Here is a 21,496-nt window from a genome sequence, read left to right as displayed (position 1 = left end):
TGAGCCCTTTTGTCTATCTACACTGCATATCTCTGATAAAGTAGGATAATTTAATGAATGTGACTCTGTTAATCCCGGCGCGTTATGGTTCAAGCCGCTTCCCGGGCAAGCCCTTAGCCCCGATTAACGGCAAGCCGATGATCCAACACGTGTATGAACGCGCGTCGTTAGCCAAAGGCCTCACCAATATTTACGTTGCAACCGATGATGAGCGTATTAAAAGCGCCGTAGAAGGTTTTGGCGGCAAAGTGGTCATGACCAGCCCTGATGCGGCATCGGGCACAGACCGTATCAATGATGCGATTAACCAATTAGGTTTAAAGGATGACGATCTGGTCATCAACCTTCAGGGCGACCAACCCTTAATCGACCCAACCTCCATTGAGCAAGTGATCAGCCTCTTCGAACGTCACCCTGGCGAGTTTGAAATGGCGACCCTCGGCTATGAAATTGTCAACAAGGCCGAACTTGACGATCCTATGCATGTGAAGATGGTGTTCGATAACGACTATTACGCGCTGTATTTCTCCCGCGCGCGTATTCCCTTCGGGCGCGATACCAAAGATTATCCAGTTTACAAGCACTTAGGCGTGTATGCTTACACCCGCAGATTTGTGCAAGCCTTTGCAGCCCTGCCATTAGGCCGCCTCGAAGATCTGGAAAAATTAGAGCAACTACGCGCCCTAGAACATGGCCATAAGATCAAAGTTGCCATCAGCGCCTTTGACTCAATCGAAGTTGACACGCCAGAAGATATTCGTAAGTGTGAGCAGCGCTTAGCCGTTGATTAATCAGGGTGTTGCTCAATAAGGAGTTGTTATGTCGAGCTTAGAAGTGTGGATCATTATAATTTTGGTGGTAGGTGTGATTGCCAGCAATCTTGCCGCACTGAAATACAGTGCCAAATTCAAACTGCCACAGTTTGGTCAGCACGATAAAGAGAAACAACTAAAATCCGACATAACTCAACCTCCACACGAAGCCGATGGTAACGAAACGCAAAATCCAGATAAGTCTTCGAATCAGTCCAAATAGACTAAGATTAACATTCATCTTGATCTCCCCTCACAAAAAGGCGCATCGGCGCCTTTTTGCATTTCTTACCATCCCTTTAAATCCTACTTCAGATTTTGTAACAAACGAACTCAAGTGATTCATCCATAAACTAGCGGTTAGCACAAAGCTACAATTAACATTCGCGCATAAAAAAACCAGCCGAAGCTGGTTTTTTATGTATTAAGTCACGCATTAAGCAATCAGGATAAAGCCAAAGAATGCAATAACCGCGGCAATTAGCGCATAAGGTAACTGAGTCACCGCATGGCTTACTAAGTTACAACCCGAGCCTTGGGCAGCTAAAACGGTTGAATCAGAGTAGAAACACGCTTGGCTACCAAAAGAAGAAGCCGACAACAGCGCACCAATCACTAATGGAATATCCGCACCCACCGATTGCGCCAGTGGCATCACAATTGGGATAGTTACTGCAAAAATTCCCCAACTAGAACCCGTCGCAAAGGCCAAAATCGCCATTGATAGGAATACCACGGCAGGTAACAGCTTAGGCGTCATAAATGGGCTTAAAGATTCAATCACGTACTGTGGCAGTAATAGCGCATCACACACATCTTTAAACACAAATGCCGCAATGACAGTACCAATAGCTGGCAACATGCTCTTAAAACCATCAATCATTTGATCCATCATTTCTGAGAGAGGCATCAAACGCTGAACTGCATAGTAAGGGAGCGTGATAACCAGCGTCGCTAATAACCCTTTCCACACGTCGATATCAAAATAAACGGTAAAAGCAACCAGTAATAAAATTGGCACTAAAAAGTTATGCAATTTGCCTTGATTGTCAGCATGCTTAAACTCTTCTTCAATTGCCGCGATGGCATATTCATCAGAGGTTTGCACTTGGTCTAAATCGACTTGCGCTTCAGCGGGCTCGCCTTTTGCTGCGCGCAGCTCGGCTTTTTTCATCGGGCCAATAGCAGGTACCACGCCCAATGCAACCAGTAATACCATCGCGACGGCTAACCAAGCATAAAGCATATAGGGTATAGCTTGCATGTAGACGCTAATGCCCTGACCTTCAGCGGCCACACCGTTATCGACCAGTAAGCCACCAAAAAACACCGCCCACGTGGAGAGCGGCACTAATACACACACAGGAGCCGCTGTGGAATCCACCACATAAGCCAGCATTTCGCGGGAGACTTTAAACTTATCCGTTACACGCTTCATGGTTTCACCCACAGTTAGCGCATTCAGATAGTCATCAATAAAAATCACAATTCCCAGAATAAAGGTCATAAACAGGGAAGATCTTGGCCCTTTTGCAAATTTCAATGCATTTCGACCAAATGCCAAAGCACCGCCAGTACGTACTAACAGCGCAATCAAGGCACCAAAACAGCCACACACCAAAATCAACCAACCGATAGTTTCATCGGCCATGACTTTTAATGAAGTACTTGCAAAATTATTTAAAACTTGCGTTGGATCAAGTAACAAAAAACCCGTTACCGCACCAATGATCAAAGATAAAATGGGGCGGCGTAACCAAATGGCCAACACCAATACCACCAAAGGTGGAATAAGACTTAACGCTGTCGGTTCAGACATGCACTTAGGTCCTCTAAATAAGTCGCCTAAAAGGCAAAAGTTTTTAGAACAGCGCCTGAAATCACCTCGATAACGGACGCCAATATTGCTGCTTCATGATGACTAACTCCGCTGATAAAACCTGCTAAAAGCTTGTTATCTTAGGTGCCCTGCCGAAAACATCGCGCAGAAAATAAAGCGCATCGAATATCGAGTCAACTATAAATTTATGCTAGCGCTAAATAATTTTTTATCTTGAATTAAAAAATGATTTATCAACTTGATTTTAAACAAAATAACTAGAGTGTGATGAATTTTTTATTTCAACCTAAATGCTTAATAAGCATTCAGTTAATCTGCCTAAATATCGAAAAATTACCGAATGCAGGATAATGCGACATTAACTTAAATCAACTCTGATAAATCAGCAGTTAAGCAAACACTGATTAACATTTTTACTAACATCTTGCCCCTAGGGTAATGTGGTTGTAGTAAAACAGAGTGCATGAGCCAATGCAGCCTAATTGATAGGTACAAAGGCTAACCCCATAACAAGATGCAGTATAAAAAATCAAAATTAGACACAATAACGGCACATATAACTTGTATGAATTTATTTAATGCCAGGTTAAAGCATATTTAACTAGTACGTTTAATAAAAAAAACATGGTATTTGTGCTCAATGCCCCTTCCTTAAATCAGATAATTTCGTTATGGTGCACAAACTTAAGCCAAAATTAACTGCATGTTTCGAGGTGTAAATGCGCCCTATCATCAAATCCAATAAGCTGGATACTGTTTGCTACGACATCCGCGGCCCAGTGCACAAGGAAGCCAGACGTTTAGAAGACGAAGGACACAGGATCCTCAAACTCAATATTGGTAACCCAGCTCCCTTCGGTTTTGAAGCACCCGAAGAAATTGTGCGCGATGTGATCCTTAATCTCCCGAGTGCCCAGGGCTACTGTGAATCAAAAGGATTATTCTCAGCCCGCAAGGCGATCGTGCAGCATTATCAAGCGCAGGGTATCTATGGCGTTGATATCGAAGATGTCTATATTGGTAACGGCGTGTCAGAACTGATTATGATGGCCATGCAGGGCTTATTGAACACCGCTGATGAAGTACTGATCCCTTCGCCCGATTACCCACTGTGGACGGCCGCAGCTAACTTAGCCGGCGGTAAAGCCGTACATTATCGCTGTGATGAAGAAGCGGATTGGTTTCCCGATCTTGATGATATTAAGAGCAAAATATCTTCTCGCACCCGTGGTATTGTACTAATCAACCCGAATAATCCTACGGGTGCGGTTTACAGCAAAGAATTACTGCTGCAAGTTATCGAGCTTTGCCGTGAACACAACCTGATTTTATTTGCTGATGAAATTTACGACAAAATTTTATACGACGAAGCCAAACATATTCCTGCGGCTAGTCTGTCGGACGATATTTTAACGGTTACCTTCAATGGGCTATCCAAGGCTTATCGCGCTGCGGGCTTTCGTGTTGGCTGGATGATGTTGTCTGGTAATCTTAAGGCTGCAAAGAGTTATATCGAAGGGTTAGAGATGCTCTCCTCGATGCGCCTGTGTGCCAACGTGCCCAATCAACATGCGATTCAAACCGCACTCGGTGGCTATCAAAGTATTAACGAGCTGATACTGCCTAATGGCCGCCTCACAGTCCAAAGGGATGCCTGTTACGAGCTGTTGAATCAAATCCCAGGCGTGAGCGTGAAAAAGCCTAAGGGCGCACTCTATGCTTTCCCCAAATTGGATATGAAAAAGTTCAATCTCAGGGATGATGAACGCCTAGTACTCGATTTATTAAGGGATAAAAAAATCCTATTAGTGCACGGCACGGCCTTTAATTGGCCGGAACCTGATCATCTCCGTGTGGTGTTTTTACCCTATAAAGAAGATCTGACGAAGGCATTAACTGAATTTGGTAACTTCTTAGAAGCCTATAAACAATAAATGGGTTTAAGCATCACGGTTACTTAGCAAACCTAGGCAATAAAGCGGTCAACAAGATCGCTTTATTTTTGTATTTGTTCTGTAAATCCTGCCATTATTTCACTCACTTATCCTTGCGATAAGTGTTAGGCTTACGCTCAATAGCCGTACTTGCACTTTGCTTTTCACTTATCTTCAGAGTCGAGTGACGCGCCTTTTAGCCTTCATTTAAAGGAGCCTTATGAGTCATTTATTTGCCCACCTTGCCAGAATGAAACTTATCCAGCGCTGGCCTTTAATGTACAACGTGCGCACCGAAAACGTTCAGGAACACTCTCTGCAAGTCGCCATGGTGGCACACGCCTTAGTCATCATCAGTAATAAGAAATTTGGCACGACTCTCGATGCCCATCAAGCAACCAGTTTGGCCATATTCCATGATGCCAGTGAGATCTTAACTGGCGATTTACCCACCCCGGTGAAGTATTTCAATAAAGAAATTGAAGCCGAGTATAAAAAAATTGAAGCCATTGCCGAACAGCGCATGCTCGATATGGTACCTGATGAATTTAAAGAGGATTATCGCAGCCTGTTTATCAGCGATAACGCCGATCCAATCTACAAAGCCATAGTTAAATCAGCCGATACCCTGTGTGCTTACCTGAAGTGTTTAGAGGAAAATCGCGCTGGCAATACTGAATTTAACACCGCACGAAAACGCCTCGAAGCCATGCTCGAGTCCAATCCTAATCCTGCCGTGAAATATTTTATGGATTGCTTTGTACCCAGTTTTACCTTGAATTTAGACGAAATAAACAAGATGCTCTGATGTACCACTCCCGCTAGGAATGCATATGACCGCAAGTGTTTGGCAAGAACGCCGCCATGGTGAAGATAAACAAAGACGTAATGATCATCGCAGCCCATACCAAAGGGACAGGGCGCGGATCCTCCACTCTGCTGCATTTCGTCGCCTGCAAGCAAAAACCCAAGTGCTTGGCGTAGGCATGAATGACTTCTATCGCACACGCTTAACCCACTCACTGGAGGTCTCACAAATCGGCACGGGGATCGCCGCTCAGCTAAGTCGTAAATATCCCGAGCATAAGCCCTTATTAGACTCAATGAGTTTGCTGGAATCATTATGCCTTGCCCATGATATTGGTCATCCGCCCTTTGGTCATGGTGGTGAAGTTGCCCTTAACTATATGATGCGCCACCACGGAGGCTTTGAAGGCAATGGCCAGACATTTCGTATTCTCTCTAAACTCGAGCCCTACACCTTAGATTTTGGGATGAATCTGTGTCGCAGAACCATGTTAGGAATTTTAAAATATCCCGCACCACAATCGCACCTGTTTGTCGCAGGCAATCATCCTGAAATCACCAACCACAGACAGCTTAAACCGTCACAATGGCCGCCAGTTAAAGGCATATTCGACGATGATAATGACATCTTCGACTGGGTGCTTGAGCCATTATCTGCGGCAGATAGAACTCGTTTTACCTCAGTCCAACCAAGTGTTCAGCCCAACTACCCGCACCTGCGTACCCAATATAAATCCTTCGATTGCTCCATCATGGAGCTGGCGGACGATATTGCCTATGCAGTACATGATCTTGAAGATGCCATCGTCATGGGGATAGTAACAGCATCACAATGGCAGCAGGATGTGGCGCCAACATTTGAGCACAGTAATGATCTCTGGATCCGCCAAGAATTGGCCGATATCGGTACTAAACTGTTCTCCCACGAGCATCATCTGCGTAAAGATGCCATAGGTACCTTAGTGAATGGCTTTGTCACCGCCATTATCATCAATGACGATCCGGCTTTCGAGGAACCGTTGCTGCGGTTTAATGCCAGCCTTGAACCCGACTTTGCCCATGCGCTCAATGTATTAAAACAGCTAGTGTATAAATATGTTATCCGTAAACCCGAGATCCAAATGCTCGAATACAAAGGGCAACAAATTGTGATGGGGTTATTTGAAGCATTTGCCTCCGATCCCGAGCGCCTGTTACCGCTTAACACTCAAGAGCGGTGGCGCGCAAGCGAACAACAGGGTCTAAACAGTCACAGAGTCTTAGCCGATTATATATCAGGGATGACGGACGAGTTTGCCGGACGGCTCTATCAACAACTCTTTAGCCCTAAGGCTGGCTCAAACGTGGAGTTGAGTAAAGAAATGTAGCCTTTTGATTTAGTAATAAAAAACCACCGCAAAGGTGGTTTTTTATTCACAAATTAATCCGTGCAATAGCGGATTAAAGTCCGCCAATCGCCTCTTTACAGAGCTGAGTGATACGATCCCAATCGCCCTGCTCCATCGCATCAGTAGGTGCAATCCAGCTGCCACCAATACAATCCACATTTTTCAGCGCTAAGTAATCTTTATAGCTGCTCGGCGTAATACCACCTGTCGGGCAGAAGCGGATATCGGCTAAGGGGCCAGAGAAAGCCTTGAGTGCATCCACTCCACCAGACGCTTCAGCAGGGAAGAATTTAAAGTGGGTGTAACCAAGCGCCATACCCGTCATCACTTCGGAAATACTGGCAACGCCAGGAATTAACGGCACCGGGCCTTGCATCCCCGCTTTGAGCAGTTCAACTGTTGCACCAGGGGTGATAATAAATTGCGCGCCCGCAGCAATCGCTTGCTCAAGCTGGGCTTCATTTAAAATAGTCCCAGCGCCGACTAGCGCCTCTGGTACTTCCTTAGCGATTTTGGTGATCGCTTCAAGAGCACACGGCGTGCGCAATGTCACTTCTAACACGCTAATCCCACCGGCGACCAGAGCTTTGGCTAACGGCACCGCATGTTCAATCTTGTTAATCACCATAACAGGAACAATAGGGCTGCGTTTAAAAATATCTTGTGGTTGTAATGACCAGTTATTCTCAAGCATTGCGTTATTCTTCCTTTGTATTAGTAAAGTTCATCGATGGCGCTAGTACTACGCGCACCGGTTTCTGGACTGCTTAAGTTTGAACGCAGTGCCCCAAATAACTCACGACCCATGCCATAACGAGAATGGCGTAAATCAATTTCAGCGGCAGTTCTGGCTGCAAGCACGGTGTCTGAGACTAATAAACTCAGTTCCCCGGTCAGTGCATCAACACGAATTAAATCGCCGTCTTGTACCTTTGCAATTAACCCACCATCAATCGCTTCTGGGGTTAAATGAATCGCCGCAGGCACTTTGCCCGATGCGCCCGACATACGACCGTCGGTCATCAGCGCCACTTTAAAGCCTTTATCCTGTAGTGAACCTAGCAGCGGCGTTAGTTTATGCAGCTCTGGCATACCATTGGCTTTCGGCCCTTGGCCTTTCACCACCACCACACAATCTCGGTCTAATGCGCCGGATTTAAATAACGCATCGAGTTTGTTTTGATCGTCAATCACCACAGCGGGCGCTTCCACCACTCGATGCTGCGGTTGAACGGCAGACACTTTTATCACCGCGCGGCCTAAGTTGCCCTTAAGCAGTTTTAAACCACCGTTGTTTTGGAAAGGTGTAGCGACAGAGGTTAATACTTCGGTATCTAAGCTGACGGTTGGACCATCGACCCAGCGCAGTTCGCCATCGAGTAATTTGGGCTCTTGGGTGTAACGACGTAGACCAAAACCTGCAACTGTGTTGACATCCTCGTGCACTAAGCCCGCATCGAGTAATTCCTTGATAAGGAAAGCCATCCCGCCCGCGGCGTGGAAATGGTTAATGTCTGCATGACCGTTTGGATAAACCCGAGCCAGCAATGGCACCGCATCGGATAATTCAGAAAAATCATCCCAGTTGACGATAATGCCGGCCGCACGCGCCGCCGCCACGATATGCATGGTTAAGTTTGTTGAACCACCGGTCGCCAGCAATGCAACAATGCCGTTCACTATCGATTTTTCGTTAACAACTTCACCAATAGGCGTGTATTGAGTGCCCAGTTCGGTTAAACGACAAACCTGCTTCGCCGCCATTTTGTTTAACGCTTCACGCAGTGGGTCGTCTGGATTCACAAAAGATGAACCAGGCAATTGCAGCCCCATCACTTCGAGCATAAGTTGGTTCGAGTTAGCGGTACCATAAAAGGTACAAGTACCCGCACTGTGGTAAGACTGGGCTTCCGCTTCGAGCAGTTGTGCTCTATCGACCTTACCTTGGGCAAATTGCTGACGAATACGGGCTTTTTCCTTGTTAGGAATACCCGATTTCATCGGGCCTGCTGGCACAAACAGCATAGGTAAATGGCCAAAACTTAACGCACCAATCAATAAACCGGGCACGATTTTGTCGCAAATACCAAGGAGTAAGGCGCCATCGAACATATTGTGGGATAAGCCAACCGCGGTTGCCATGGCAATCACTTCACGACTCAGTAAGCTCAGCTCCATCCCAGGTTGCCCTTGAGTCACGCCGTCACACATGGCGGGAACACCACCGGCCACCTGCGCAACACTACCCACTTCCTGACAGGCCTTTTTCAGCAAATCAGGATACGTTTCATAGGGTTGATGTGCTGACAACATATCGTTGAATGCAGTAATAATCCCGATATTGGCCTTCGTCAATTGACGTAATGCGTTTTTATCATCGGGGTTACAAGCCGCAAAACCGTGGGCTAAGTTACCGCAGCTTAACGAGCTACGGTGTACGCCATGGTTACGGGCATCGTTTAATGCAGCAAGGTATGCTTCACGTGATGCTTTGCTACGGGCAATAATTCTGTCGGTAACAGATTGAACGACTGAGTGCATGAGAGTGACTCCTTAAGCGCTCCAGAACACGTCAACGGGCGTTTTACGCTGCGCTAATACGGCTCTGATAGGCATAGCATTAACATCATCATTTTCTAAGGCTTGACGATATACGGATAATTTCTGTTCCCCAACCAAATGCAGATAAATCTGTCTGCTATTGAGGATCGCATTCTTAGATAATGTGATCCGACCATGGGGCGCAGTGGTGGGATTGGTTGCCACGCACAAAGCTTGAGTAGTTAAGGCATCGTTTAACTCAGCACTGCAAGGGAACCATGAGCAAGTGTGACCATCGTTGCCCATCCCGAGCACCACCACATCGAAGGGACGCGGGAAGTTAGACAGCAACTCGGCGGTCATATCGGCGCCCGCTTCGGCGGTGGAAAACATATTCTTCAATCCGCGGAACTTGGCATTGGCCGCGCGGTTTTGCAATAAATGCTCACGCACTAAACGTTCGTTAGAGGCGCTATCTTCGACATCGACCCAACGCTCATCGGCAAGCGTAATGTAAACATCACTCCAGTCGATAGATTTCATGCTAAGTAGCTCAAACAGTTTCAGCGGCGTTGAGCCGCCAGAGACCACTAAACTCGCCTTACCACGGGCATCCACCGCCTCTTGTAACTGGCTAGCGATCTTATTCGCTAACTGTTGCTCGAGCGCAGCAGGTGTATCAAAGGATTTAAATACGGTTTCTTTAATCATCAAAGCCCCCTATTCATCCCACGAACGACCGTCTTTGGTGATCAGCGCGACGGAAGCCACGGGGCCCCAAGTGCCCGCAGGATAAGGTTTCGGTTTTTCATTGCTCTGTTCCCATGCTTGGATGATGCCATCAACCCATGTCCAAGCTTGCTCCACTTCGTCTCGGCGAACGAACAAGGCTTGATTACCGAGCATGGCTTCAAGCAATAAACGCTCGTAGGCATCGGCAATGCGCTCGTTTTTGAAAGTATCCGAGAAACTCAAGTCGAGTTTGGTGGTTTGCAGACGTTGTTTTTGCTCTAACCCTGGCACCTTGTTCATCATCTGGATCTCAACCCCTTCGTGTGGTTGCAGACGGATGGTTAACTTGTTAGGTGGCAAGTTACGGTAGCTAGAGCGATACAAGTTATGCGGTGGATTTTTAAAGTACACCACGATTTCAGAACTCTTAAACGGCATGCGCTTACCGCTGCGCAGATAAAACGGCACGCCAGCCCAACGCCAGTTATCGATGTCGACACGCAGCGCCACAAAGGTTTCAGTATGCGAGTGTACGTTCGCACCCTCTTCCTCTAAATAACCAGGCACTGGACTGCCCTTGAGGAAGCCCGCACTGTACTGACCACGGACGGTGTTTTCATAGACATTGTCAGCATTAATCGGCCGCAGCGACTTCAGTACTTTCACCTTTTCATCGCGGATACTGTCAGCATCTAAGTTAACAGGTGGATCCATCGCAACCAGCGTCAACACTTGCAGTAAGTGGTTTTGGATCATATCGCGCATTTGACCAGCTTTATCGAAGTAACCCCAACGGCCTTCGATACCCACTTCTTCGGCAACCGTGATCTGGACATGGTCAATGGTCCGGTTATCCCATTTAGAGGCAAATAAGGAGTTAGCAAAACGCAGCGCAATTAAGTTTTGAACGGTCTCTTTACCGAGATAATGGTCGATACGGTAGACTTGGCTTTCTTTAAAGTAGGCAGAAACTTGATCGTTAATCACACGGGAAGATGCGAGATCAGAACCAATGGGTTTTTCGAGAACGACGCGCGAGTCGCTGTGGATCAGATTTTGTTCATGTAAACAGCGGCAGATATCCCCAAAAATCGACGGTGGGGTGGCAAAGTAACTGACCATGACGCGCTCTTCTGGTTTGAGCAATTCATGGAAGGCGCTGTAACCTGCTGAATCAGTAAAATTAGTGCCGACATAATGACAACGGGACACGAATCGGTTAAGCGTTTCTTCGCAGAGGGGCTCTTTGACGAAGGTGTTTAACGCAAGAATGACTAGCTCTCTAAACTCATCCTGACTAAATTCATCTTTTGCGACACCGATCACCTTAGTATCTTTGTCGAGAAGTTCAGCCTTATCTAACTGGTATAAAGAAGGTAACAACTTGCGTCTTGCCAAGTCGCCTTTAGTACCAAAGAGTACGAAGTCACAAGCTTTGGCGCCTGATGATGTTTTGCCCATTGCGTTACGCTCTCCTTTGTATGTCGTGTCCCTTCATGCTAATGAAGGAATCCACACTTTTGTTGTAATATAACAACAGAATTTGTTAAATGCATCTCTTTTTATCAATATTAACATTCTAGCTAACTAGGCACCTAAGGCATAAATCTGATATGATTTTTGTGCTTAAATTACTGATGATAGTAAATTCTTATTTCAAAAAACGACGTAAAACTTACTTAAGCAATCTTGATTAGTGGGATCGTCAAGCTGATCTGTGGCACTAAACAAAAAAAAATAAAATTACATACTCAATTTAGCGGACATACGCGTATGAATACCCTAGAAAAGGTTCAAAAAAGCCTCACCCATTTTAGTAAGTCAGAACGCAAGGTTGCAGAGGTCATCTTAGCCTCTCCGCAAACAGCTATTCACTCCAGTATCGCCACACTCGCTAAGATGGCAGATGTCAGTGAACCTACTGTGAACCGTTTCTGTCGCCGCTTAGATACTAAAGGCTTTCCTGATTTTAAGTTACATCTGGCACAAAGTCTCGCAAACGGCACGCCTTATGTGAGTCGCCATGTGGAAGAAGATGATTCTCCCGAATCATACACAACAAAAATATTCGAATCTTCAATGGCTTCCTTAGATACAGCACGTCAAAGTTTAGACGTAGCGGCCATCAATAAAGCCGTAGATATTCTGACTCAGGCCAAGACAATTTCATTCTTTGGCTTAGGAGCATCAGCCTCAGTCGCCCATGACGCACAAAATAAATTTTTCCGTTTTAATGTGCCTGTCATCTGTTTTGACGATGTTCTGATGCAACGCATGAGCTGTATCAACAGCAATGAAGGCGATGTTGTGGTTTTAATTTCCCACACAGGCCGCACTAAGTCATTGATTGAAATAGCACGTTTAGCAAGAGAAAACGGTGCAGCCGTTATTGGTATTACGGCTCGTAACTCGCCGTTATCTATGGAATGTACACTACCTGTAACTATGGAAGTGCCTGAAGATACAGATATGTATTTACCTATGGCCTCGCGTTTAGCGCAATTGGTGACTATAGATGTATTGGCGACGGGTTTTACCCTACGCCGCGGCCCTCGTTTCCGTGATAATTTAAAACGGGTAAAAGAAGTGTTGAAAGAGTCTCGTATCAATAAAGATCCGATACTGTAATTCACTTCCTATCTTTAAAAAGGCTAGCGCAAACCCTACGTCTAGCCTTTTTTAAAGCAAATTTCAGCGATACCTCACAATTTTAAAACATAACTTCAGATCAATTTGATTGTAACTTTACTACATAATTTGGAATTGCATGCTAATATAGTCACAAGATTTTTTTAACTTTAACGGAGTATCTTATGTTCCGCAGAACCAAAATCGTCACCACCCTGGGCCCCGCCACTGACCGTGACGATAACTTACGCCGTATTATCGCGGCAGGTGCAAACGTTGTTCGTCTTAACTTCTCCCACGGCTCCCCCGAAGATCATCTCAAACGCGCGACTCAAGCTCGCGAAATTGCAAAAGAATTAGGTGTACATGTAGCGATTTTAGGTGACCTACAAGGTCCTAAAATCCGTGTTTCTACCTTTAAAGACAACAAGAAAGTCCAACTGAAATTAGGCCAAGCTTATATTCTTGATGCTGAACTCCCCAAAGGTGAAGGCGATGAGAATCAAGTCGGTATCGACTATAAGCAATTACCTGATGATGTGAATGTTGGCGACATCCTGATGCTAGATGACGGCCGTGTCCAACTACGCGTTGAGCGCGTCGAAGGTCGTAAAGTCCATACGACGGTAACGGTTGCTGGTCCTTTATCAAACAATAAAGGGATCAACAAGCAAGGTGGTGGTTTGTCCGCTGCGGCACTGACCGAAAAAGACAAGGCTGACATTCTCACCGCAGCGATGATCCAAGTGGATTATCTAGCCGTTTCCTTCCCACGTAGCGGTGCCGATTTAGAATACGCACGTTCTTTAGCACAGCAGGCTGGTAGCAATGCACTGATCGTCGCGAAAGTTGAACGTGCAGAAGCGGTTGCTAGCGATGAAGCAATGGATGATGTGATTTTAGCCTCTGACGTTGTCATGGTTGCCCGTGGAGATTTAGGGGTTGAGATTGGTGATGCTGCACTTGTGGCAGTGCAAAAGAAACTCATCGCCCGCTCGCGTCAGCTCAATAAAATTGTCATCACTGCGACTCAAATGATGGAGTCAATGATCTCAAGCCCAATGCCAACCCGTGCAGAAGTGATGGATGTGGCAAACGCCGTGCTTGATGGTACAGACGCCGTGATGTTATCAGCCGAAACCGCTGCCGGTGACTTCCCTGAAGAAACGGTTAAAGCAATGGCGAATGTGTGTGTTGGTGCAGAATCTCACCCAAGTGTGAAAGTCTCTAAACACAGATTGGATGCACGTTTCACCTCAGTTGAAGAAACCATCGCCCTATCAACTATGTATGCGGCAAACCACCTAGAAGGTGTTAAAGCGATTATTGCTTTAACAGAATCAGGTGCAACACCTAAACTGATGTCGCGTATCAGTTCATCTTTACCAATCCTTGGCCTATCTCGCCATGACACAACACTGGCGAAGATGGCTCTGTACCGTGGTGTATTACCGATTTACTTCGACTCAACGATCTATCCAGCCGATGAGCTCGCACAAAAAGCATTAGAATCATTAACCAAAACGGGTTACTTACACAGCGGTGACTTAGTGTTAATGACCAAAGGTGATGCGATGGAAACCATCGGTGGCACTAACACTTGTAAAGTGCTAATCGTCGCTTAATCTTTGCTGATTGGCTTTCGTTAGACGAAAAAGTTAGGCTAAAAGTCATTAAACTTAAAAACAAAAACCACCTCAGTTGAGGTGGTTTTTTTATCTCTTGTTACGGTGAGAAACTATTGTAGTCGTGCTAGCAAATCAGATTATAAGGCTTCAAAATCATTCACATTGATAGCGGCTAAACGTAACTTATCCGCATGCAATAGTGTTTGATGTTCTTCGCTATTAATCGTGCCCTGCTCTAACGCTTTAGCAAATAGAACCAAGTTTGGTACTTTTGCAGGTAACTCACCGCTGCGCTGTGCTTTTTTGAGTTTTTTGTAAATCTCTTTGCAGGCATACTGTGCTACAAACGCTTGTTCTACTTCAGCAATACCACCCACATCGCCTTCAAACTCAGGACAAAGGAAGGTAATACGCTCACGGGCAGGACTCGGTTTTAACATGCCAGAGACAAGCTCAGTCGCCATTTTATCGCTCGGCGCATTAAAATGATTGCCGATGGGGAAAATGAGTGCTCGCAATAACCAAGCAACTGGACGATTGGGGAAGTTGCGGATCACATCTTCTAGTGCTTTCGCCGCTAAGTGCAAGCGATTAGCCATTACATAACGTACCGCAGGTAAATCATCCTGTTGGCGACCATTGTCTTCAAATAGTTTTAGCGTTGCAGAGCCTAAGTACAACTGACTCAATACATCGCCCATCCGTGCAGACAACATTTCCTTGCGTTTTAAATCGCCGCCCATAATCAACATTGAAATGTCCGTCATAAAGGCCAGCGCCGAAGACAAACGGGACATATCTTTGTAGTACTGTTTGGTTTCGCCACTTACGGGGGCGCTACCAAAACGACTCGCAGTTAAGGCACTAAATAATGCACTGAACGCGTTACGCGTCGCATACCCCATATGACCCATTAGCAACGAGTCAAAACGCGCAAACGCCTCGTGCTGATTTTCCATAGCTGCCGCTTCCATTTCAGCCAGAACGTAAGGATGACAACGGGTTGCGCCTTGACCAAAGATCATTAACGAGCGGGTAAGAATATTCGCGCCTTCTACGGTGATCGAAATTGGATTCGACATATAAGGATGGCCAAGGTAGTTTTTAGGCCCTAATTGGATCCCCTTACCCGACTGAATATCCATCGCATCGTTCATAACAGCTCGGCCAAGTTCAGTCATGTGGAACTTCGCAATAGCCGTCACCACTGAGGGTTTGACTTTAAGATCAATCCCCGTGGTGGTTAACCGACGTGCAGCTTCTAACTGGTAGGTATTGGCAATAATACGAGCAAGGGCTTCTTGCACCCCTTCAAACTGACCAATCGCCATACCAAATTGGTGGCGCACATAACTGTATGCAGTGGTGGTTTTGGTTGCCATATGGCCTGAAGCAGTTGCCAGCGCTGGCAGAGAAATACCGCGACCCGCTGATAAACATTCAACCAGCATGCGCCAGCCTCTGCCCGCAAATTCTGGACCACCAATGATCCAATCGAGCGGAATAAAGACTTCATCGCCCTGGGTTGTACCATTCATAAACGCCATATTAAGTGGATTATGACGGCGACCAATCACCACGCCAGGATGATCGGTTGGGATCAACGCGCAGGTAATACCAAGATTCTTTTTATCACCTAATAGACCGTCAGGATCGCGCATCTGGAAGGCTAAACCCAATACCGTTGCAACAGGTGCTAAGGTGATATAACGCTTATTCCAGGTTAATTTAAGGCCTAAAACCTCTTCGCCGTTAAACTCACCACGGCACACAATGCCCACATCTGGGATTGCGCCCGCGTCACTGCCTGCTTCTGGGCCTGTTAACGCAAAGCAAGGTATTTCATCGCCTTTCGCTAATGCGGGCAACCAACGTTCCTTTTGCTCTTCAGTGCCATAGTGAGTTAATAATTCACCAGGGCCTAATGAGTTAGGTACCATCACAGTTACCGCAGCACTCACGCTACGACTAGCTAACTTGCTCACAATCGTCGAATTGGCATAAGCCGAAAACGCTTTACCACCAAATTTTTTCGGAATGATCAGCGCAAAGAAGCCTTCTTTTTTGAAATAATCCCACAGCTCTGGCGGCAAATCTTTACGATTATGGACAATGTCAAAATCATCGATCATTGTCAGGGCCGTCATGACCTGATTATCAATAAAGTCCTTCTCTTCTGCCGTAAGCGTTGGCTTGCCGTAGCTGTGCAGCGTGTTCCAGTTCGGGTTACCGCGGAATAATTCCCCTTCCCACCATACATCGCCCGCTTCCATCGCTTCGCGCTCAGTATCGGATAATGGCGGTAACACTTTTTTGAAAAAATGGAAAACTGGCTGGGTGATAAATTGCATTCTGAGGCTTTTTACTGCAAACAGCGCAATAACAGCTATCAGGGCAATAATTATAATCGTCAACATAATCAAGACCTTTTTATTAAGAAGCTACGGGAACTGATACGCCCGCGGCCATGTAGGGGATCACTTTACGGATCACGGCTTCAATATCGTTGTGCTCGCCAAATTCGGCCGCAGCAATATCGTTTAAGGCGTCAGCTGAAGCCATAGTGAAAACGATTGTGCCGAGGGTAAAGTGTAAGCGCCAAAACATTTCTGCCTGAGGAATATGGGGAGCACTGGCCGATACCGCCTTCACAAAGGTATCTAGATGTTGTCCATAGTGGGTGGTGATAAACCAACGCAGATGCCCTTGGCTTTCGATATAGCCTCGTCCAAGTAGCTGTAGGAAAATCGTGGTACCTTCCGTGCGCAAGTCATTTAAATCCAATAACGGATCGACTAACGCCGATAAAATATCCTCTAGCGAAGCCTGAGAGGATGCAGTATGTAAACGTTTTATAGCCGTCGATGCTGCGGGCATAAAAACGTCTAAATAGCGGGCTAACACTGCACGGATTAACTCTTTTTTAGAGCCAAAGTGATAATTCACCGACGCTAAATTGACCTCTGCCTTGCTAGTGATAAGTCGTAATGACGTCTCAGAAAAACCTCTTTCGGCAAAGAGTTTCTCTGCAGCATCAAGTATTCTTGTTTTTGTATCAGATCGACTTGCCATTCCGTGACCTTGAATTAATTTAAAACACTCGTTTAAATTAAACATTGGTATGGTCATTGTCAAACGAAAAATGACCAAATAAGCTGCGTCACAACAACGAGGCTTAACAAGCCAATCACAGTGATTGCAAAAAAGAGCCAAAAGCCATCAAGTTTTATTCAAAATACAATCCACTTAGGTAGAATGTGCAACACAAAAACAACAAAGGACTGCGATACATGGTTATTCGATTGAATCGTCCCACAACACTTGCGCTCACTATCGCGCTAACCTTAGGCTTAACCGCATGTAACGATGCACAAAGCAAGGCCGAAGCTACCGCCGCTAAGCCTACTGCTAACAAAAATGCACCCGATAAAGCTCAAGCCATTGCCTTTATTCAAGATGCTGAAGCGCAAATGGCGCTGTTATCCATTGAAGCGAATCGTGCCGAATGGATTTATAGCAATTTCATCACCGAAGATACCGCAGCATTATCGGCCGCAGTGGGTGAAAAAGTCAGCGCCGCGTCCGTCAAGTTCGCCACTGAAGCCGCAAAATATGCCAATGTTGAACTTGATCCCGCCAATGCCCGCAAACTAAATATTCTACGTAGCGCACTTGTGTTACCTGCGCCGCTGGATCCCGCCAAAAATGCTGAACTGGCGCAAATCAGCTCCGAGCTCAATGGGCTCTACGGTAAAGGCAAATATTGCTTCGCCGATGGCAAATGTATGACGCAACCTGAACTGTCTACCCTGATGGCGGAATCACGGGATCCCGCTAAATTACTTGAAGCGTGGAAAGGCTGGCGTGAAATTGCAAAACCAATGCGTCCGCTATTTCAACGTGAAGTTGAACTCGCTAACGAAGGCGCAAAAGACTTAGGCTACGCGAATCTGTCCGAGTTGTGGCGCAGCCAATACGATATGAAACCCGATGAATTTTCACAGGAATTAGACCGTTTATGGGGACAAGTTAAACCCCTCTACGAATCCCTGCATTGTTATGTTCGCGGCGAGCTGAATAACGAATACGGTGATGCCATTGCGCCGAAAACAGGCCCGATTCCGGCACATTTGCTAGGGAATATGTGGGCGCAGCAATGGGGGAATGTGTACGATCTCGTCGCCCCGAATGATGCCGATCCTGGCTATGATGTGACCGAGCTACTTGAGCAGAAAGGCTACGATGAGCAGAAGATGGTGAAACAAGCCGAAAGCTTTTTCACCTCTTTGGGCTTTGCGCCGCTGCCAGAAAGTTTTTGGAGCCGCTCTTTATTCTTACAACCCAAAGATCGCGACGTAGTGTGTCACGCTTCCGCGTGGGATCTGGATAACCTAGATGATATCCGCATCAAAATGTGTATCCAAAAAACCGCTGAAGATTTTACCGTCATTCACCACGAACTTGGACACAACTTCTATCAACGTGCCTATAAACAACAACCTTTCCTATTTAAAAACAGTGCCAATGATGGTTTCCATGAAGCCATTGGTGACACGATTGCACTATCTATCACCCCGAGCTATCTAAAACAGATTGGCTTGCTCGAAGACGTGCCCGATGCTTCGAAGGATATTGGCTTACTGCTTAAACAAGCTCTGGATAAAATCGCCTTTCTCCCCTTTGGTTTGATGATCGACCAATGGCGTTGGAAGGTATTTAGTGGCGAAATTACCCCTGCGCAATATAACCAAGCCTGGTGGGAATTAAGAGAGAAATACCAAGGCGTTAAGGCCCCGACTGACCGCAGCGAAGCCGATTTTGACCCAGGTGCAAAATACCATGTACCCGGTAATGTGCCTTATACCCGCTATTTTCTCGCGCATATTCTGCAATTCCAGTTCCACAAGGCGCTGTGTGAAACGGCTGGAGACAAGGGCCCTGTGCATCGATGCAGTATTTACGGCAATCAAGCGGCTGGAGAAAAACTCAATAAAATGTTAGCGCTTGGTGCAAGCCAACCTTGGCCCGTTGCCTTAAAAGAAGTCACAGGAACGGAAATAATGGATGCGAGCGCCGTACTCGATTATTTTGCGCCACTTAAAATCTGGCTTGATGAGCAGAACAAAGCTGCGAATCGTCAATGTGGCTGGTAATTAAGCCTCAGGTGCGAGTCATATCCACGCCTTAAACTAAACCGATAAAAATGCCCAACGATGTTGGGCATTTTTTTAAGCTCCAGTATTAACGTCTAACGCTCGCGACAATCAGAGAAATCAATGCGTTCGCAAATCCATTAACGCCAACCCATTCCCTTACGATTTGCCTCTTTATTCTCAATCTTAAGCTGCTCGGATTTAGTCAACATCACATATAAGGCGCCCGTGCCGCCCTGCTCGGTTTTCGCAGAATGGTAGGCAAGTACCATATCAAGCTGAGATAACCAGTGACATACCGCTGATTTAAGCAATCCAGCCACGGGTTTACTGTTATGGCCTTTACCATGAATGAGCATCACACAACGTTCACCATGGGCCTGCGCCGCTAACAAATAATTGAGTAACGCATCTCTGGCCTGACTCAAACGGTAGGCATGCACATCTAACTCCATTTTAATACTGTACTGCCCCAGCCTTAAGCGCTTAAAAACAGCCCCCTGAACCCCTTCACGCTTAAAACTGGCTATATCATCGGGTGCCATAATCGGGATCAAGCTTAAATCCAGCGGCATACAAGCTAAATAAGCCTCACGTTGCAGCGCATCACGGCGCTGAATTTGCTCATCCGTTAATGCCTTAGGTTGTAAATTCACCACCTTGACATCACCTTTAAGTGGCACAACTCCCGCCATTTCTTCAAAAAATAGTGCCGATTCATTATCCAGCATGGCAAGCTCCTCCACTCTTCACACTCAGTGTGCACTTTTACAACAGAAACACACTTTGTAAACATTCACCCCTTTAGTTCAGCGGGCGCCTCCATTATAGTGGCGCCATGAATGCTTGATTAGAATAATGTAATGAGATTTTTGCTGCTAGCCCTGATATGCCTATTGTCGCTGCCGAGTTTTGCTACCCCCTCAAAAGCCAAGACCAGCATGACAACAGATCAATTGATAAATGCGAATTATCCTTTGTTTACTCAAGCATTTAATGAACTTAATCACGACGTCACTGCCGAGATTTATGCTAAAGACGCAAGTTATCTGTCAGAAAGTCAAAGTAAAGAAATTTATTATGGCCGTGATAATATTGTCGCCATTTATCAACGCTTTTTTGATAAAATCCGAACCAAAAAGGCCCGTATCGATATCGACTTTCGGGTGCTAAACCGCAAATTATCAGGCAACAGCGCGTTCGACACAGGCTATTATTTAGTGCGTTTTTATCCCGCCGAAGAGACTGGCGAACCCGTGAGTGAATTTGCTGGCAAGTTCGTCATTGGCACACAAAAAGACACCCAGCACCGCTGGAATGTCACCCTTGATATGAACAATCGAGCCGAGCCTAGTTTTTATTTGAATGCGAAGCCTGTACCAAATCTTTACTATGGCCGTCAGTTTCCGCCGTTACCTGACAGTAAAAAACCAAAGTAATAATCTTTATTATTGAGCAAGTTACACTCATGACACCAGAAGCCTATTGTCCCTGTGGCAGCCAAAAACCTTATCAGCACTGTTGTGAAACTTTGCACCTTAATGTTGATTCAGGGACTCAAGTGGCCACCAGTCCCGAACAACTAATGCGTTCACGCTACTGCGCATTTGTGTTGAAAAATTTTGATTACATTATTAAAACTCACCATGTAGACTTTCTCGATGGCTTAACCTTCGAACAACTACAGCAAGGCCCACATCCACATTGGTTAGGGCTTGAGGTCTTAGCTGCGAATGAAAAAATCTATCCCGATGGTACTCAACGCGGCAATGTGACCTTCAAAGCTTGGTATAAACTCGCGGGTGAGATTGATGCAATCTATGAACGATCTGAGTTTATATTTGAACAGGGCCGTTGGTACTATACCCAAGGACAACAAATGCAGGCCAAACGCCCTGGGCGCAACGATCCCTGTGTTTGCCAGAGTGGTAAGAAATTTAAACAGTGCTGCTTAACACGATAGTTTTTTTGATGACAGTATCGACTCATAAAACTATCGATTCATAAAACTATCGACTCATAAAATAAAGGCA

At 45.9% G+C, this 21,496-nt stretch carries 18 protein-coding genes; 10 read left to right on the top strand and 8 right to left on the bottom strand.

Annotation, left to right across the window (positions count from 1 at the left end; translation table 11 throughout):
* Positions 1 to 53 precede the first annotated feature (53 nt).
* Positions 54 to 791, top strand: coding sequence for an 8-amino-3,8-dideoxy-manno-octulosonate cytidylyltransferase KdsB (kdsB, locus tag KXJ80_RS12655; protein WP_011622622.1), 738 nt, complete (start codon positions 54 to 56; stop codon positions 789 to 791).
* 28 nt (positions 792 to 819) lie between these two features.
* Positions 820 to 1,035 (top strand): DUF2897 family protein, encoded by a 216-nt coding sequence (locus KXJ80_RS12650; RefSeq protein ID WP_069455005.1) that lies wholly within the window; start codon positions 820 to 822, stop codon positions 1,033 to 1,035.
* 213 nt (positions 1,036 to 1,248) lie between these two features.
* Here the strand turns inward: KXJ80_RS12650 and KXJ80_RS12645 are convergent, their stop codons facing one another.
* A complete protein-coding gene (locus KXJ80_RS12645; RefSeq protein ID WP_140906663.1) occupies positions 1,249 to 2,631 on the bottom strand; it encodes a Na+/H+ antiporter NhaC family protein in 1,383 nt (460 codons plus the stop codon).
* 740 nt (positions 2,632 to 3,371) lie between these two features.
* Here KXJ80_RS12645 and KXJ80_RS12640 point away from each other — a divergent pair.
* The 3 genes from KXJ80_RS12640 to KXJ80_RS12630 all read left to right on the top strand — a co-directional run bounded on the left by KXJ80_RS12640 (position 3,372) and on the right by KXJ80_RS12630 (position 6,760).
* A complete protein-coding gene (locus tag KXJ80_RS12640; protein ID WP_037418735.1) occupies positions 3,372 to 4,586 on the top strand; it encodes a pyridoxal phosphate-dependent aminotransferase in 1,215 nt (404 codons plus the stop codon).
* Between the two features lie 220 nt (positions 4,587 to 4,806).
* Entirely contained in the window at positions 4,807 to 5,394 is a 588-nt protein-coding gene (gene yfbR / locus KXJ80_RS12635) for a 5'-deoxynucleotidase (RefSeq protein ID WP_037430288.1), read from the top strand.
* A gap of 25 nt (positions 5,395 to 5,419) precedes the next feature.
* Positions 5,420 to 6,760 (top strand): anti-phage deoxyguanosine triphosphatase, encoded by a 1,341-nt coding sequence (locus KXJ80_RS12630; RefSeq protein ID WP_218738532.1) that lies wholly within the window; start codon positions 5,420 to 5,422, stop codon positions 6,758 to 6,760.
* A 73-nt stretch (positions 6,761 to 6,833) separates the two neighbouring features.
* Here KXJ80_RS12630 and KXJ80_RS12625 read toward each other — a convergent pair whose 3' ends face one another.
* From KXJ80_RS12625 to zwf, 4 genes are read right to left on the bottom strand one after another with little or no spacing between them, the layout of a single operon-like run.
* A complete protein-coding gene (locus tag KXJ80_RS12625; protein ID WP_055648241.1) occupies positions 6,834 to 7,475 on the bottom strand; it encodes a bifunctional 4-hydroxy-2-oxoglutarate aldolase/2-dehydro-3-deoxy-phosphogluconate aldolase in 642 nt (213 codons plus the stop codon).
* Positions 7,476 to 7,495: 20 nt separating this feature from the next.
* Positions 7,496 to 9,322 carry a phosphogluconate dehydratase gene (edd, locus tag KXJ80_RS12620; protein WP_218738533.1) on the bottom strand — a complete coding sequence of 609 codons (1,827 nt, stop codon included), beginning with the start codon at positions 9,320 to 9,322 and terminating at the stop codon, positions 7,496 to 7,498.
* Positions 9,323 to 9,334: 12 nt separating this feature from the next.
* The gene (gene pgl / locus KXJ80_RS12615) at positions 9,335 to 10,033 is read right to left on the bottom strand and encodes a 6-phosphogluconolactonase (protein ID WP_037418721.1); all 699 of its coding nucleotides are present in this window, start codon (positions 10,031 to 10,033) and stop codon (positions 9,335 to 9,337) included.
* Positions 10,034 to 10,042: 9 nt separating this feature from the next.
* Positions 10,043 to 11,515, bottom strand: coding sequence for a glucose-6-phosphate dehydrogenase (gene zwf, locus KXJ80_RS12610; RefSeq protein ID WP_037418717.1), 1,473 nt, complete (start codon positions 11,513 to 11,515; stop codon positions 10,043 to 10,045).
* Positions 11,516 to 11,827: 312 nt separating this feature from the next.
* Here zwf and KXJ80_RS12605 point away from each other — a divergent pair, with 312 nt between their 5' ends.
* A complete protein-coding gene (locus KXJ80_RS12605; protein WP_011072455.1) occupies positions 11,828 to 12,682 on the top strand; it encodes a MurR/RpiR family transcriptional regulator in 855 nt (284 codons plus the stop codon).
* A 185-nt stretch (positions 12,683 to 12,867) separates the two neighbouring features.
* On the top strand, positions 12,868 to 14,307 hold the full coding sequence (gene pyk, locus KXJ80_RS12600; RefSeq protein ID WP_259474432.1) for a pyruvate kinase: 1,440 nt from the start codon (positions 12,868 to 12,870) through the stop codon (positions 14,305 to 14,307).
* Positions 14,308 to 14,447: 140 nt separating this feature from the next.
* Here the strand turns inward: pyk and KXJ80_RS12595 are convergent, their stop codons facing one another.
* Positions 14,448 to 16,727 (bottom strand): acyl-CoA dehydrogenase, encoded by a 2,280-nt coding sequence (locus KXJ80_RS12595; RefSeq protein WP_259474431.1) that lies wholly within the window; start codon positions 16,725 to 16,727, stop codon positions 14,448 to 14,450.
* 16 nt (positions 16,728 to 16,743) lie between these two features.
* On the bottom strand, positions 16,744 to 17,382 hold the full coding sequence (gene psrA, locus KXJ80_RS12590) for a TetR family transcriptional repressor PsrA (protein WP_037429545.1): 639 nt from the start codon (positions 17,380 to 17,382) through the stop codon (positions 16,744 to 16,746).
* Positions 17,383 to 17,600: 218 nt separating this feature from the next.
* On the opposite strand from psrA, the gene KXJ80_RS12585 reads away from it, so the two are divergent.
* The gene (locus KXJ80_RS12585; RefSeq protein WP_249553817.1) at positions 17,601 to 19,463 is read left to right on the top strand and encodes a M2 family metallopeptidase; all 1,863 of its coding nucleotides are present in this window, start codon (positions 17,601 to 17,603) and stop codon (positions 19,461 to 19,463) included.
* 140 nt (positions 19,464 to 19,603) lie between these two features.
* On the opposite strand, the gene smrA is transcribed toward KXJ80_RS12585, so the two are convergent.
* Positions 19,604 to 20,194, bottom strand: a complete 591-nt coding sequence (gene smrA, locus KXJ80_RS12580; protein WP_037418703.1) for a DNA endonuclease SmrA — start codon at positions 20,192 to 20,194, stop codon at positions 19,604 to 19,606.
* A 132-nt stretch (positions 20,195 to 20,326) separates the two neighbouring features.
* Between smrA and KXJ80_RS12575 the strand changes: the two genes are divergently transcribed.
* The gene (locus KXJ80_RS12575) at positions 20,327 to 20,902 is read left to right on the top strand and encodes a YybH family protein (RefSeq protein ID WP_037418700.1); all 576 of its coding nucleotides are present in this window, start codon (positions 20,327 to 20,329) and stop codon (positions 20,900 to 20,902) included.
* Positions 20,903 to 20,931: 29 nt separating this feature from the next.
* Entirely contained in the window at positions 20,932 to 21,426 is a 495-nt protein-coding gene (locus tag KXJ80_RS12570) for a YchJ family protein (protein WP_099458144.1), read from the top strand.
* Positions 21,427 to 21,496: the final 70 nt, after the last annotated feature.

This window comes from Shewanella xiamenensis, from assembly GCF_024971755.1.
GTDB lineage: Bacteria > Pseudomonadota > Gammaproteobacteria > Enterobacterales > Shewanellaceae > Shewanella > Shewanella xiamenensis.
Note: the sequence above shows the minus strand (reverse complement) of the source record. Positions and strands in the feature narration are given on the sequence as shown.

Bases quoted from the DNA above. Each gene is read 5' to 3' on its own strand.
- KXJ80_RS12640 (WP_037418735.1), top strand. From the start codon at position 3,372: ATGCGCCCTATCATCAAATCCAATAAGCTGGATACTGTTTGCTACGAC.
- edd (WP_218738533.1), bottom strand. From the start codon at position 9,322: ATGCACTCAGTCGTTCAATCTGTTACCGACAGAATTATTGCCCGTAGC.
- KXJ80_RS12630 (WP_218738532.1), top strand. From the start codon at position 5,420: ATGACCGCAAGTGTTTGGCAAGAACGCCGCCATGGTGAAGATAAACAA.
- KXJ80_RS12595 (WP_259474431.1), bottom strand. From the start codon at position 16,727: ATGTTGACGATTATAATTATTGCCCTGATAGCTGTTATTGCGCTGTTT.
- KXJ80_RS12605 (WP_011072455.1), top strand. From the start codon at position 11,828: ATGAATACCCTAGAAAAGGTTCAAAAAAGCCTCACCCATTTTAGTAAG.
- KXJ80_RS12645 (WP_140906663.1), bottom strand. From the start codon at position 2,631: ATGTCTGAACCGACAGCGTTAAGTCTTATTCCACCTTTGGTGGTATTG.
- KXJ80_RS12575 (WP_037418700.1), top strand. From the start codon at position 20,327: ATGAGATTTTTGCTGCTAGCCCTGATATGCCTATTGTCGCTGCCGAGT.
- zwf (WP_037418717.1), bottom strand. From the start codon at position 11,515: ATGGGCAAAACATCATCAGGCGCCAAAGCTTGTGACTTCGTACTCTTT.
- KXJ80_RS12650 (WP_069455005.1), top strand. From the start codon at position 820: ATGTCGAGCTTAGAAGTGTGGATCATTATAATTTTGGTGGTAGGTGTG.
- yfbR (WP_037430288.1), top strand. From the start codon at position 4,807: ATGAGTCATTTATTTGCCCACCTTGCCAGAATGAAACTTATCCAGCGC.
- psrA (WP_037429545.1), bottom strand. From the start codon at position 17,382: ATGGCAAGTCGATCTGATACAAAAACAAGAATACTTGATGCTGCAGAG.
- pgl (WP_037418721.1), bottom strand. From the start codon at position 10,033: ATGATTAAAGAAACCGTATTTAAATCCTTTGATACACCTGCTGCGCTC.
- smrA (WP_037418703.1), bottom strand. From the start codon at position 20,194: ATGCTGGATAATGAATCGGCACTATTTTTTGAAGAAATGGCGGGAGTT.
- KXJ80_RS12625 (WP_055648241.1), bottom strand. From the start codon at position 7,475: ATGCTTGAGAATAACTGGTCATTACAACCACAAGATATTTTTAAACGC.
- KXJ80_RS12585 (WP_249553817.1), top strand. From the start codon at position 17,601: ATGGTTATTCGATTGAATCGTCCCACAACACTTGCGCTCACTATCGCG.
- kdsB (WP_011622622.1), top strand. From the start codon at position 54: ATGAATGTGACTCTGTTAATCCCGGCGCGTTATGGTTCAAGCCGCTTC.
- KXJ80_RS12570 (WP_099458144.1), top strand. From the start codon at position 20,932: ATGACACCAGAAGCCTATTGTCCCTGTGGCAGCCAAAAACCTTATCAG.
- pyk (WP_259474432.1), top strand. From the start codon at position 12,868: ATGTTCCGCAGAACCAAAATCGTCACCACCCTGGGCCCCGCCACTGAC.